Genomic DNA, 14,341 nt, shown 5'->3' with positions numbered 1-14,341 from the left:
GATAGACAACTCAATATGTTGCGTAAATAGAGACAATTATTGACATAATGTTCACCAAATAAGCATCAATAATGGTGATATGTACTTTAATCACCGGATGATATTGGGTTCTGACATGCGGGAAAAGTGTAAGTTTATGAAGTATTATGAACCAAATGTGGGACGGTTCTGCGTGTCTGTAAACTGCAATAAAAAGCAATGAGGGCATTCCGGTTTTATGTGAGCCGGAATGCTTCAGGTAGAAAACTATGCGCGTATAAAACTCTCGGCGCGTATAAACTTATAGAGAAAGTGCAGGCAGAATGTGCCTGCACATGTTTTATGCCGGATGCAGCATTTGTTCCGGCCGCACCAGCTTGTCATAATCGGCTTCGCTCACAAGGCCGCTCTTTAGCGCCTCTTCACGCAAGGTTGTGCCGTTTTGATGGGCGGTTTTGGCAATTTTTGCCGCCGCATCATAGCCGATATGCGGAGCCAGTGCGGTGACCAGCATCAGCGAATTTTCCATCAGGTCATGAATGCGCTTTTCATTAGCCTTAATACCGTTAACACAGTGATCGGTAAAAGAATTCATGCCATCGGCAAGCAACCGGATGGATTGCAGCACATTGGCGGCAATAACAGGTTTGTAAACATTCAGTTCAAAATGCCCCTGGCTTGCCGCTACAGTAACAGTTGTATGATTCCCAAAAACCTGTGTGGCAACCATGGTCAAGGCTTCTGCCTGTGTCGGGTTTACCTTGCCCGGCATAATAGAGGAGCCGGGTTCATTTTCCGGCAATTGCAATTCGCCAAGGCCGGAGCGCGGGCCTGAGCCAAGAAAGCGGATATCATTAGCAATTTTGAACAGGTCTGCAGCAAGTGCATTGAGGCTGCCATGCAGATTGAGCAGGGCGCCGTGTGAGGCCAGTGCTTCAAATTTGTTCGGTGCGGTTTTAAAGGGTAGTCCGGTAATATTGGCCACGGCTTCAGCAAAGCCGGTATCAAAACCTTTGGCAGAGTTGAGGCCGGTGCCCACGGCTGTGCCGCCTTGCGCTAGAAGATAAATATCCGGCAAGGCTTGTTCAATGCGGTGTTTGCCATATTCTGCCGCGGCGCGGTAGCCGGAAAATTCCTGCCCCAGTGTAATCGGTGTGGCATCCTGTGTGTGGGTGCGCCCGATCTTGATCAGATTTGCAAATTTTTCTTCCTTAGCCTTGAGCGCGTCAATTAACCCGTCCAGCGCCGGAAGCAGGCGTGATGTAACTTCAATGGCAGTGGCAATATGCATGGCCGTGGGAAAGCTGTCATTAGAAGATTGCCCCATATTGACATGATCATTGGGGTGAACAGGTTTTTTACTGCCCATTACGCCGCCCAGCATTTCAATGGCGCGATTGGAGATCACCTCATTCACATTCATATTGCTCTGTGTGCCGGAGCCGGTTTGATAGATAACCAGCGGAAAATGATCATCAAGCTTGCCAGCCGCCACTTCTGCCGCAGCCACGGTAATTGCGCGCCCCAGAACCGGATCCAGCTTGCCAAGGGCAATATTGGTTTCTGCCGCTGCCTGTTTGACAACACCAAGCGCGTGAATAAGCGACAAAGGCTGGCGATCTGTGCCGATTTTAAAATTCTGTAAAGAACGCTGTGTCTGTGCGCCCCAATAGCGGCTGTTATCAACCAGAACAGAGCCAAAACTATCTGTTTCGGTGCGTTGGTCAGACATGGAAAGCTCCTTGATTTATCGCATCAAATTAAGAGGCCCTTTTGCGAGGCGGGCAGACACGGAAATTTTGCCGGACGCAGGCCATAAACTACAGTATTTATTATGATAATTTGTGCCGGACGATCCGGCTTTATGTCGCTTGGCGTTACTGGTTTTAATCGTCTTCCGCCTCATCATCAGGATTTTCAACCCATATTTCGGGTTCAATTTTTTTCATTGTGGTGCTGTCAATAAATGTCCACCAGCCGGTATCATCTTCTGTCCAGTCGCCGCCGGCTTTTTTTAATTGCTCCAGGCTGTGATAGCGGGCAGGGGATTCATTGCGCCGCCCGTCAAAATCTGTCCAGATAACAGTAATAGTGCTGCCATCTCTTGGTGCTGTGGCGATAGGATGCTGCTTGCGCATGAATATCCTCCTCAAAATTAGAACATGTTGCAAAATCCGACTGCCCGCTGTTCTTAAAAATGCGGCATAATCTTATATCAGCGCATCTTGCGTCAAAATTAAACCGGCAAATGAGCTTTGTTTTAAAAAAACACAAGGCACATTAAAGACAGGATGCGGATTGGCATCAGACAATTTTGCTGTTGCTAAAACTTAACTCTTTTAGGAAGGTTTTCAAGGGCAAAGAGCGTATGCTGCCATAAAAACAGCACGGATGAGAAGGCTGATAATTGACGGGAAGACGGTTTGACCCGTCTTCCCGTTGCGCCGGACTGCACTTCCTTCAAGCGGGGGCAACTAGGAGGCTGCCGGCGCAAACTGAAACAGGAACTTCTTATTATGTGTTGCTAAAATAATTTTTAGCCTTACGCAAGTACAGTAAATTATAAAAACATGGCATTGTATTTGTGATGATAAATATGAATTTTATTTACCAATTATTCAGTTTTTTAAATTCTGTAAAATTCAACAGGATTATACTCAGCAAAAAATAGCCTTATAATTAATAAGATAAGTATTTATTTTTAATTATAAGGTAAATAATGGAATTATTGTATTATATTATATTGTAATCATGTTTTTAAATGCAGTTATTAAATTGATGAATATGTTTTTATGAGTTTATTTTTTAAAAATATTATGTGGATTCAATTGTTTAATATTGCCTTGCACTGCTTTGCGGGGGGGGCGTCTTTTTGGAATATAGGCGCAAAAAAAGCCCCGGAGGAATCCGGGGCTTTAGTATTTTTGAAGCGCATTATCATGGCCACACAGGCGCAAGCGCCTGTGCTATGAAATGCTCGTATGGACTTGCTTGAAGTCCATGCCGCCACCCGCACCGCTTTGCGGTGCAGGCTTTTTAGATCATGGGCGTGCTTTATGGACTTCTTAGAAGTCCATGCCGCCCATGCCACCCATGCCGCCGCCTGGCATTGCAGGCATTGCGCTGTCTTTCTTAGGCAGTTCGGCAATCATGGCTTCAGTGGTGATCATCAGACCAGCGATAGAAGCTGCATTTTGCAGAGCGGTGCGCACAACCTTAACCGGATCAACAACGCCAGCTTTGATCAGATCGCCATATTCGTTGTTTGCAGTGTTGTAACCGAAAGTTTCTGAAGCGTTTTCAAGAATCTTGCCAACGATAACAGAAGCTTCTTCACCGGCATTGGTGGTGATCTGACGGGCAGGAGCCTGGATAGCACGGCGAACAATATTGATACCGGCTTCTTGATCAGCATTGGCGCCCTTGACCTTGATCTGTGCTCCAGCGCGCAGCAATGCAGTGCCGCCGCCTGGTACAATGCCTTCTTCAACCGCTGCACGGGTTGCGTTCAGGGCATCGTCAACGCGGTCTTTGCGCTCTTTCACTTCTACTTCGGTTGCGCCGCCAACGCGGATAACGGCAACACCGCCAGCAAGTTTGGCAAGGCGTTCTTGCAGTTTTTCACGGTCGTAGTCAGAAGTGGTTTCTTCGATCTGCTGCTTGATCTGGCCAACGCGGGCTTCGATTTCAGCTTTTGCGCCTGCGCCGTCAACAATGGTGGTATTTTCTTTGTTGATAGCCACTTTTTTGGCGCGGCCAAGCATATCGAGTGATACGTTTTCAAGCTTGATGCCGAGGTCTTCAGAGATAACCTGACCACCGGTGAGGATAGCAATATCTTCAAGCATTGCTTTACGGCGATCACCAAAGCCCGGAGCTTTAACAGCAGCAATTTTCAGGCCGCCGCGCAGCTTGTTAACAACCAGAGTTGCCAGTGCTTCACCTTCAACATCTTCAGCAATGATGAGAAGTGGCTTGGAGGTCTGAACCACAGCTTCGAGAACCGGCAGCAGAGCCTGCAGGTTGGAAAGTTTCTTTTCGTGCAGCAGGATATAGGCATCTTCCAGCTCGGCAACCATCTTTTCCGGATTGGTTACGAAATATGGAGAGAGATAGCCGCGGTCAAACTGCATACCTTCAACAACTTCGAGTTCGGTTTCAGCAGTTTTAGCTTCTTCAACGGTGATGACGCCTTCATTGCCGACTTTCTGCATGGCTTCAGCAATCATCTTGCCGATTTCAGCTTCACCATTGGCGGAAATGGTGCCAACCTGAGCAACTTCTTCAGAAGTGTTGATCTTCTGTGCCTTGCTGAGCAGATTTGCCACAACTTCGTTAACAGCCAGATCAATACCGCGCTTCAGATCCATCGGGTTCATGCCGGCAGCAACAGCCTTTGCGCCTTCCTGAACGATAGCCTGACCAAGAACGGTTGCGGTTGTGGTACCGTCACCGGCGGTGTCATTGGTCTTGGAAGCCACTTCGCGCAGCATCTGTGCGCCCATATTTTCGAACTTGTCTTCCAGTTCCACTTCCTTGGCAACCGATACACCGTCTTTGGTGATGCGCGGAGCGCCGAAGGATTTGTCGATAACGACGTTACGGCCTTTAGGGCCAAGTGTTACTTTTACAGCATCTGCAAGGATATCGACGCCGCGCAGCATTTTTTCGCGCGCTGTACGACCGAATTTTACGTCTTTAGCAGCCATTTTTTTCTCCTGAAGTTCTGCACTATGAAGCTTGTGAACTTCCTGGTTTGAAGTGTTGAAAAGGGATTGCGGGATAAATCGCCGGCCTTAGCCGATGATGCCCAAAATGTCGGATTCTTTCATGATCAGCAGATCTTCGCCGCCGATCTTGACCTCTGTGCCTGACCATTTGCCAAACAGAACGCGGTCGCCTTCTTTAACATCCAGAGCAACCAGCTTACCGCTTTCATCACGGTTGCCGGAACCAACGGCGATGACTTCGCCTTCAGACGGCTTTTCCTTGGCGGAATCAGGAATGATGATGCCACCGGCTGTCTTTTCTTCCGATTCTACACGACGTACAACAACACGGTCGTGAAGCGGGCGGAACTTGGTGCTTGCCATGGTTATAACCCTTGAAATTATGCCTCATGATAAGGCGTGAAAATGATTGATAAGGCTGTGCAGCCCGTTAACTGTTAGCACTCTCTGTATGTGAGTGCTAACGTGTTTTTGATATAGGAAAAGCCGTTTGCGGAGTCAAGGTTTCCGGTGTGCATAAAAGCCAATATTGCCGGTGATAATCTTGTAAAATCTTATAGCTCAATGCGCGGACGCATGGCTGAATCAGGCTTATCTGGTATTTGCCTGCAGTAATTAAAAGGGCGTGGCAAAAATATTTTGTCAAAGAGCAGCGGCGCGCTGCGATTATGTTTAACAAAGCCTGATCAGGCGGGGCTTATATGCCGCGCTTTGCGGCATGGCGGGGTAAGGTGCTGAGCCTCTGTTTAACCGGCACTTCCCGTGCACAATCCTGTGTGACTGTGCTATGGCAGCGTTTTTACAGTGCAAAACGGGTGACAGAAGCGGTTTGTTGGGTTAGAGCATTGGCAAAATCGGCATCGGCAATTTGCTGATGTTTTATTTATCTGGCTCAAAAACCGCATAACATGCTGCATGAAAGGCGGTTTTAAATATTCTGCGCAGGCGGAATATATCAAGTTTAAGGATAGTTTTATGCTGCATCCGGCGAAACTCGATGATCTTTTTGGCACTTATGATGTGATCTTCAGCGATGTATGGGGTGTATTGCATAATGGTGTTGAAGCCTATCATCCGGCAGCAGAGGCCTTGAAGCGCGCCCGTGAGGCTGGTGTAAAAGTCGTGCTTATCACCAATTCCCCGCGCCCTTTTCCCGGGGTTGCAGCCCAGATGGAAATGATGGGAATTACCAATGAAAGCTATGACCGGATTGTGACATCAGGCGATGTGACCCGTGATTTGATTGCCGCAGGCCCGCGCAAAATCTTTCATCTGGGGCCGGATCGTGAACTGGCAATTTATGACGGGCTGGATGTGGAACTGGTTGAAGAATATGAGGCGGCAGGCGTTGTCTGCACCGGCCTGTTTGATGATGAGGTGGAAAAGCCGGAAGATTATGCAGAAATGCTGCAGCGTTTCCGCTCGCGCAATCTGCCATTTATCTGCGCCAATCCTGATATTGTGGTTGAGCGCGGCACCCGCCTTATCTGGTGTGCGGGCGCTCTTGCGCGTGATTATACCCAGCTTGGCGGCCGCACGCTGATTGCCGGCAAACCGCATAACCCTATTTATGCCGCAGCCATGCAGGCGGCTGAAACACTGGCAGGCCGCATGGTGGAAAAATCGCGCATTCTTGCCATTGGCGATGGTATGTTGACAGATGTGAAGGGCGCACAGAATTACGGCATTGATGTGCTGTATATTTCCGGCGGTATTCATGCAGCCGAATATAGCGCCAAGGGCGGGATTGATCATGACAAATTGCTGGCATTTCTTGGTCGTCATGGTGAGGCGCCTGTGGCAACCATGCGTGCGCTGGTCTGATTGCAGGCCGTTTTATATATTCTGAAAAAACAACTGCCCCGACATAGACGATGACCACACTTTCTTCAGATTTTGCCAGGCAATCTTCCATCCTTCGCCTTGCCTGCGGGGCAGGAGGGGGAGAGGTGCTGCCGGCTGGCCTGCGCGGCGGTGTGGTGGCAATTGGCAATTTTGATGGTGTGCATCGCGGGCATCAGGCTGTGCTTGCCAAAACCCTGCAATTGGCAAAGGAGCGCGGACGTCCGGCCATTGTTCTTACCTTTGAGCCGCATCCGCGCAGTTTTTTCAATCCTGCACAGCCGGTTGACCGGTTGACCGATGCACAGGAAAAGGCCGCGATTTTAGGGCTTCTTGGCTTTGATGCTGTTGTGGAACAGGCTTTTGACAAAGCGTTTTCCTCGCTGACTGCGCAACAATTTATTGAGCGGGTTCTGCTTGAGCGCCTTGGTGCATCTGAGGTGATTACCGGTGTGGATTTTCATTTCGGTGCAAAAAGGCAGGGTAATCCGGAATTTTTGCTGCAGGCTGGTGAAAAATACGGGTTTGGCGTTAGCTTGATTGAGCCTTTTACCGATGAGGGAGGCGCGATTGTTTCTTCATCACGCATCCGTGCCTGCCTTGCTGAGGGCGATGTGGTGCAGGCGGCCGGTTTGCTTGGTTATCGCTATACATTGGCGAGCAGGGTGATTAAGGGCAAGCAATTGGGGCGCACGCTTGGTTTTCCGACAGCCAATATGGCGCTGCCGGAGCAAACCGGCCTGAAACATGGCATTTATGCGGTGCGCTTTCGCAGCGCTGACGGTTCGGTCTATGATGGTGTGGCAAGTTTTGGCCGCCGCCCCACTGTGGATAGTGATGGTTCGGCGCTGCTGGAAACTTTTATATTCGATTTTTCCGGCAATCTTTATGATGAATTTTGCGCGGTTTCTTTCTTTGCCTATCTGCGTGGTGAGGAAAAGTTTGATTCGCTGGATGCGCTGATGGTGCAGATGCGCGAGGATGAGGCGGAAGCCCGCGCGGTTCTGGCTTCAGTAAAACCCCTGTCTTTGCTGGATTCTCACCTGACATTTTCCGGCAGATAAATCTTTCTCGGCTTTGGAGAGAGATTTATCTCTTCTGCCTCTTTATTCCGGCTGTGCGCATTGCTAGAAGTGGCGCTATGATGAGAAAGTACTCAATATTTCTATTGCATTATACCGGACGAATTATTGGCCCGGCCTTTTCTTGATACCTGATCAATGCAGTTCAGGGGAAAAGGTCCGGGAAAACAGATGACGCCCTGAGCCTGATGATGCCCTGAGAATGCGGCAAACCGGTTATTCAGGAAATATTTTTATAAAAAAGACTGCCTGTCAGGATGCGGCATAGGCTGTGCGGCATGGCAGGCCAACTGAAGTTCAAGTGCAATGACTGCTGAAAAAATCGATTATTCCAAAACACTTAATTTGCCGCAGACGGATTTTCCGATGCGTGCAAGCCTGCCGCAGCGCGAGCCGCTTCTGGTTGCCCGCTGGGAGGAAATGAATCTTTATAAAAAACTGCGTGAAGATGCCAAAGATCGCCCGCTCTTTGTGCTCCATGACGGCCCGCCATATGCAAACGGCAATATCCATATTGGTCATGCGCTGAATAAAACGCTGAAAGATGTGATCACCCGCTCCTTCCAGATGCGCGGTTTCAATTCCAATTATGTGCCCGGCTGGGATTGCCACGGCCTGCCGATTGAATGGAAGATTGAAGAAAAATACCGCGCAAAAGGCAAAAATAAAGACGAAGTGCCGGTTAATGAATTCCGCAAAGAATGCCGTGAATTTGCCGAAATGTGGATTAAAGCACAGACGGAAGAATTCAAACGTCTGGCCATTACCGGTGATTTTGAAAATCCTTACACCACAATGAACTTCCATGCGGAAGCACGCATTGCCGGCGAATTGTTGAAATTTGCCCGTTCCGGCCAGCTTTATCGCGGCTCCAAGCCGGTAATGTGGTCGGTTGTTGAGCGCACTGCTTTGGCGGAAGCTGAAGTTGAATATCACGATGTTGAATCGGATATGATCTGGGTGAAGTTCCCTGTCACCAATGTGGCGGAACTGGAAGGCGCATGTGTCGTCATCTGGACAACCACCCCGTGGACAATTCCGGGTAACCGCGCCATCGCCTATTCGCCAAAGGTTTCCTATGGTCTTTATGAAGTGATGGCTGCGGAAAATGATTTTGGTCCTAAGCCGGGCGAAAAGCTGATCTTTGCCGATAGTCTGGCGGAAGAATGTTTCAAGAAAGCCAAATTAACCTTCAAGCGTCTGGCTGATGTAACCGCTGATCAGTTAAAAACCATGACCGCAGCGCACCCGCTGAAAGGTTTTGGCGGCGGGTATGAATTTGTGGTGCCGCTGATTGCCGGTGATCATGTGACCGATGATGCCGGTACCGGCTTTGTGCATACCGCGCCAAGCCATGGCCGTGAGGACTTTGAGGCGTGGATGGATGTGACGCGCGAACTGGAAGCCCGCGGTATCAATCCGGCCATTCCTTTCCCTGTGGATGATGCAGGTTTCTACACCGCTGATGCACCGGGCTTTGGCCCCGACCGGATCAGCGGTGCTGCGCGCGTTATCGACGATAACGGCAAAAAAGGTGATGCGAATGAAGCGGTTATCAAAGAGCTGATCGCGCGTGATTTTCTTTTTGCCCGCGGCCGCATGAAGCACTCCTATCCGCATTCATGGCGTTCAAAAAAGCCGATCATCTTCCGCAATACGCCGCAATGGTTTGTCTATATGGACAAGGAGCTTGGCGATGGCACCACGCTGCGCTCACGTGCGTTAAAAGCCATTGATGAGACGCGTTTTGTGCCAAATGCCGGACAGAACCGCCTGCGTTCAATGATTGAAAACCGGCCGGATTGGGTATTGTCGCGTCAGCGCGCATGGGGTGTGCCGATTTGCGTTTTCGCGGCAGAAGATGGCACAGTGCTGGTTGATGAGGCGGTTAATGAGCGCATTCTCGCAGCCTTTGAACAAGAGGGCGCTGATGCATGGTTTGCTGAAGGTGCGCGTGAGCGTTTCTTGGGTGAACGTGCCAATGAGCCTTGGGAGCAGGTAAAAGACATTCTTGATGTCTGGTTTGATTCCGGCTCCACCCACACATTCACGCTGGAAGACCGCCCTGATCTGAAATGGCCGGCCGATCTTTATCTGGAAGGCTCGGATCAGCATCGCGGCTGGTTTCACTCATCCCTGCTGGAAAGCTGCGGCACCCGTGGCCGCGCACCTTATAATGCAGTGCTGACGCATGGTTTCACCATGGATGAGCATGGGCGCAAAATGTCGAAATCACTCGGCAACACCGTAACGCCGCAGGATATTATCAAAGATTCCGGCGCTGATATTTTGCGCCTCTGGGTGATGACATCCGATTACTGGGATGATCAGCGTCTGGGTAAAAGCATCATCCAGACCAATATTGATGCTTACCGCAAATTGCGCAACACCATTCGCTGGATGCTTGGCACTTTGGCGCATGATGAAGGCGGGGAAATCGCCTATGCTGATCTGCCTGAGCTTGAAAAGCTGATGCTGCATCGCTTGAGTGAACTCGATGAAGTGGTGCGCAATGGCTATGATGCATTTGAGTTTAAAAAGATCACTCGCGCGCTGATTGATTTCACCAATATCGAATTATCGGCGTTTTATTTTGATATCCGCAAAGATGCGCTTTATTGCGATGCGCCTTCAAGCCTGCGCCGCAAGGCGGCTTTGCAAACGGTGCGTCACCTGTTCGATCATATCGTGACATGGCTGGCGCCAATGCTGCCTTTCACCATGGAAGAAGCATGGCTTGAGCGTTATAAAGATGCGGTATCGGTGCATTTGGAGCAGTTCCGCACCATTCCGGCAGAATGGAACAATCCGGTTCTGGCGGCCAAATGGGATAAGGTGCGCGAGGTGCGCCGTGTTGTAACCGGCGCGCTGGAGCTGGAACGGGCGGATAAACGCATTGGTTCTTCATTGGAAGCAGCGCCTCGTGTTCATATCACCGATGCATCGCTGATATCGGCATTGGAAGGGCTGGATATGGCCGAGATCTGCATTACCAGCGGCCTCACCACCAGCACCGAACCGGCCAAGGGCGAGGCTTTTGCGTTAAGTGATGTGAAGGGTGTGGCCGTGGTGCCGGAAAAAGCCGGCGGTAGGAAATGTGCCCGTTCATGGCGCTATACGGATGATGTAGGCAGTGATTCTGAGTTTCCGGATGTGTCTGCGCGTGATGCAGAAGCCTTGCGCGAATTAAAAGCGCTGGGGCGTCTGGGCTGAAAAATACATATTCTATAAGGATATGTGTTTATTTGAATAAGCTTTGCGGTGATCACGGTTAACAATATGTTATCAGCGATTGCCGCATTTCTTTGGTCATGCTAAGGCAGGGTACAGGCATAATATGCCGGAAGTAAAAAACTTCTGCAATGCCTTGGAGTTGCCGGAAAGTCCGGATAGCGTCATAATGGCAGAATATGTATTGCAATTTGTTGCAATGTGGATGCAGACGGGACTTGGCGGTTAAACGCACAAGGGTGAAATTAAACTAAACCGGTGGTTGGGTAATCTGGCCGGATACGGATAAAAGTGGTGCTCATGAAGATTGAAGGACGCATTTTCGCTTTCGCAACAGTGCTTGCCGGTTTGGGTCTTGCCGGTTGCGTGTCCGATCCGACCTACGGCACAGGCAAATCTGCCAGTTCGCAATTGCTGGATGATATGTCATCCATTGCTTCATTCGGGCCAAAGCGCAATACCGGTATTGAGTATAAGCCGCGCCCTGAGCTGGTAAAGCCGGTTGCCGGGCAGAAAGAAACCCTGCCGGTACCGCAACAAAGTGTTGCCCGTGCGGGGGATCCTTCCTGGCCGGAATCACCTGAAGAGCGCCGCAAGCGCCTGCGTGCCGAGATTGAGGCCAACCGCGACAATCCTGATTTTGTATCGCCCATTGCACCGGACGGGCCGAGCGGTGTGGCACAACGCCGTCAGATTTTGCCAAGCGGCTCCAGCCGTCGTGAAGACTATGCCTCGCGCGATTCTGTTGCGGATCCGGCAATTGCAGCCGCGGCCAAACAAGCGGCAATTGATCGCGCTGGCGGCTCTGCGACCCGGCGCAAATATCTAAGTGAGCCGCCTATCTCCTATCGTCAGCCGGCACCAACCGCTGCCGCAGGCGAATTGGGGGAAGATGAGGCGAAAAAGGAGCGCCGTCGTAAAGCTGAGGCCTCCGGCTCCAAAAGCTGGCGTGATACGTTTGGCTTGTAAGCATCAAGCCTTGTAAGCATCAAACAATGAAAAGCTGAATTTTGCAGCGACTGCATTTATGGTGCCGCATTTATAAGGATGCGGCACTGTTATTTGTGCGTTATTTTCTCTTATCTTTGAAAAAACCGAGCAACAGGTCGCGCGCCTGTGTTTCTCCGATGCCGGAATAAATATCGGGCGCATGATGGCAGGTTGGCAGGCTGTAGAACCGTGCCCCATGTTCCACGCCGCCGCCTTTAGGATCGCTTGCGGCATAATAGAGTCTGCGGATACGGGCAAAGGAAATGGCGCCCGCACACATGGTGCAGGGCTCCAGCGTTACATAAAGGTCGCATTCCCAAAGCCGCTCATTATCAAGTGCCTCACAGGCCATGCGAATGGCCAGTATTTCTGCATGGGCGGTCGGATCATTCAATTCGCGGGTGCGGTTGCCTGCTTGTGCGATGATGGTGTTTTTATAGGTTATCACAGCGCCAACGGGCACTTCACCGCGCAAGCCCGCAGCCCGCGCCTCATCCAGTGCAGCCTGCATGGGCGAGGTTTTGGCGTTTTCCGCCGGTTGAGGCGCAAAATAACCGTTACTTGTATTTTTTTTCATATTGTCCGGCAGCCTTTTATATATTTTGCTCGCAAGCGCGCAGATGATTTGTTAGAGCGTAGCTTTAATAAGATGTGTAGCATAGAACTGCGCTGCAATCGCGTGAGCTTTATCCTGAATTGAGCCGGATCGGCATGATCTGATACAGAGAATAATATCCGGGCATAATATCTGGTAAAATATGCAGCGGTTTTTAGGCAGGGCTTTTCGCATCCGGATTTTCCATATTTGCGCCGGCCTCTGATACCGGTGAAAGGCTGATTTTTTATGACCCGTGATGATCACGATAATCAACATGGCAAACGCTCTTTTGTAAAACGCGAGCCTAAGCGTGATGATAATGGCCGGAAAAATACGCGCAAGGGCAGGGCGGGTGCCTTTGAGCGGCCAGAAGATAATGAGGGCGAACGCATTGCCAAGCGGCTTGCGCGTGCTGGGATCGCATCGCGCCGTGAGGCCGAAAGCATGATTGCCGCCGGCCGTGTTGCGGTTAATGGCAAGGCGCTCACCAGCCCCGCTGTGAATGTGCTGCGCTCCGATAAAATTACTGTTGATAATAAAATTCTGCCACAGGCCGAGCGTACCCGTTTGTGGCTCTATCATAAACCTGCCGGACTGGTGACAACCAACCGTGATCCGGAAGGGCGTCCGACGGTTTTTGATGCTTTGCCGGCAGAATTGCCGCGTGTTTTGTCGGTCGGACGTCTTGATATCAATACTGAAGGGCTGCTGCTGCTTACCAATGATGGTGGTTTGTCACGCATATTGGAATTACCATCCACAGGCTGGCTGCGCCGTTACCGGGTGCGTGCACACGGCACCGTAACACAGGCACAGCTTGATGAGCTGAAAAACGGTATTGCCGTGGATGGCGTGTTCTATGGTTCGGTTGAAGCTGTGCTGGAGCGTGAACAAGGCGCTAATATATGGCTGAGTATTGGCCTTCGTGAGGGTAAGAACCGTGAAGTGAAGAATATTCTCGGGGCGCTTGGTCTTGTGGTTTCCCGTCTTATCCGCGTGTCTTTCGGGCCGTTTCAGCTGGGTGATCTGGAAACGGGCGCTGTGAAGGAAATTCGCGGACGCACCTTGCGCGAACAGCTTGGTGAACGGTTGGTGGAAGAATCCGGCGCAGATTTTGATGCGCCGCTTTATAATGAATTTTCCAATGCGGCTGTTAAGGGCGATGTGCCGCAACGCCGTGGCCGTGCTGATATTTATGAAAACAGCGAGGCAGATACAGGGGAAGACAACCACAGCCTCCAGAAAAATGAACGGACAAGATCTGACCGGACAAGTTCGGACTGGATTTCCGGCAGCCGCAATACAGGCAGCCGTGATGCAAGGGGCGGTTTCCGCTCCCGTGGTGAACGCGACCGCCGTGAGGAAGGGCGCGCCCGTTTGAGCACATCGGCTCCGCGGGCAGGCGAATTTGGCAAATCGCGATTTGCCAAAACCGGCGCCGGTGCTGATGCCGCAACAACCCGCCCGCGGGCAGCCAATGTCTGGATGGCGCCGGGCGCCAAGCCGGTGACTAAAGGTAGCGCCAAACCGGCAGCAAAGGATGAGCGCTGCAAGAGCCGTCAACCGCGTGATGGGGAGGGTGCGGTTGCTGTTGAACGCAACGGTTATAAACGTCAGGGGCTGCGCCGTGATGAGGAAAAGCGTGACGGTTTTAAACGCGAAGGGCTGCGCTCGGAAAACCGCCGTTCATATGAGGCTGACCGCCCTGTGCGGGAAGAGCGCCGCCCGCAGGAAAACCGCGCTTATGATAAAAAGCCGGCTGGTGATAAAAAACCATTTGGCGGCCGTTCTTCCGGCGACAAGCCGTTTCGCGGGCGGCCATCAGGTTCACGCGGGTCAAATCCGCGCGGTTCAGGCCCGCGCACTTCCGGCAATCGCGGGAATAAACG

The 14,341-nt window shown here is 51.0% G+C and carries 9 protein-coding genes and 1 pseudogene; 5 read left to right on the top strand and 5 right to left on the bottom strand.

Annotation, left to right across the window (positions count from 1 at the left end; genetic code table 11):
* Nucleotides 1–319 precede the first annotated feature (319 nt).
* The 4 genes from fumC to groES all read right to left on the bottom strand — a co-directional run bounded on the left by fumC (nt 320) and on the right by groES (nt 5,072).
* The gene (fumC, locus tag ACSTTO_RS12375) at nt 320–1,711 is read right to left on the bottom strand and encodes a class II fumarate hydratase (protein WP_439273506.1); all 1,392 of its coding nucleotides are present in this window, start codon (nt 1,709–1,711) and stop codon (nt 320–322) included.
* A 154-nt stretch (nt 1,712–1,865) separates the two neighbouring features.
* Complete coding sequence (locus ACSTTO_RS12370; protein ID WP_439273505.1) at nt 1,866–2,117, bottom strand: hypothetical protein; 252 nt, start codon at nt 2,115–2,117, stop codon at nt 1,866–1,868.
* A gap of 927 nt (nt 2,118–3,044) precedes the next feature.
* The gene (gene groL, locus ACSTTO_RS12365) at nt 3,045–4,688 is read right to left on the bottom strand and encodes a chaperonin GroEL (protein ID WP_439273504.1); all 1,644 of its coding nucleotides are present in this window, start codon (nt 4,686–4,688) and stop codon (nt 3,045–3,047) included.
* An 87-nt stretch (nt 4,689–4,775) separates the two neighbouring features.
* A complete protein-coding gene (gene groES / locus ACSTTO_RS12360; protein WP_439273503.1) occupies nt 4,776–5,072 on the bottom strand; it encodes a co-chaperone GroES in 297 nt (98 codons plus the stop codon).
* A 612-nt stretch (nt 5,073–5,684) separates the two neighbouring features.
* Here groES and ACSTTO_RS12355 point away from each other — a divergent pair.
* The 4 genes from ACSTTO_RS12355 (at nt 5,685) to ACSTTO_RS12340 (ending at nt 11,833) form a co-directional block, all read left to right on the top strand.
* The gene (locus tag ACSTTO_RS12355; protein ID WP_439273502.1) at nt 5,685–6,533 is read left to right on the top strand and encodes a TIGR01459 family HAD-type hydrolase; all 849 of its coding nucleotides are present in this window, start codon (nt 5,685–5,687) and stop codon (nt 6,531–6,533) included.
* A 50-nt stretch (nt 6,534–6,583) separates the two neighbouring features.
* Nucleotides 6,584–7,615, top strand: coding sequence for a bifunctional riboflavin kinase/FAD synthetase (locus ACSTTO_RS12350; protein ID WP_439273501.1), 1,032 nt, complete (start codon nt 6,584–6,586; stop codon nt 7,613–7,615).
* A 324-nt stretch (nt 7,616–7,939) separates the two neighbouring features.
* The gene (gene ileS, locus ACSTTO_RS12345; protein ID WP_439273500.1) at nt 7,940–10,846 is read left to right on the top strand and encodes an isoleucine--tRNA ligase; all 2,907 of its coding nucleotides are present in this window, start codon (nt 7,940–7,942) and stop codon (nt 10,844–10,846) included.
* 318 nt (nt 10,847–11,164) lie between these two features.
* Complete coding sequence (locus ACSTTO_RS12340; protein WP_439273819.1) at nt 11,165–11,833, top strand: hypothetical protein; 669 nt, start codon at nt 11,165–11,167, stop codon at nt 11,831–11,833.
* Nucleotides 11,834–11,933: 100 nt separating this feature from the next.
* Here ACSTTO_RS12340 and ACSTTO_RS12335 read toward each other — a convergent pair whose 3' ends face one another.
* Nucleotides 11,934–12,365, bottom strand: a complete 432-nt coding sequence (locus ACSTTO_RS12335) for a nucleoside deaminase (protein ID WP_439273818.1) — start codon at nt 12,363–12,365, stop codon at nt 11,934–11,936.
* A gap of 333 nt (nt 12,366–12,698) precedes the next feature.
* Here ACSTTO_RS12335 and ACSTTO_RS12330 point away from each other — a divergent pair.
* Nucleotides 12,699–14,327 (top strand): annotated as a pseudogene (locus tag ACSTTO_RS12330) (pseudouridine synthase); the annotation flags it as partial.
* Nucleotides 14,328–14,341: the final 14 nt, after the last annotated feature.

The sequence above is a fragment of the Pseudochrobactrum albidum genome (assembly GCF_051851455.1).
GTDB lineage: Bacteria > Pseudomonadota > Alphaproteobacteria > Rhizobiales > Rhizobiaceae > Pseudochrobactrum.
This window is presented reverse-complemented; position numbering and strand designations above follow the sequence as displayed.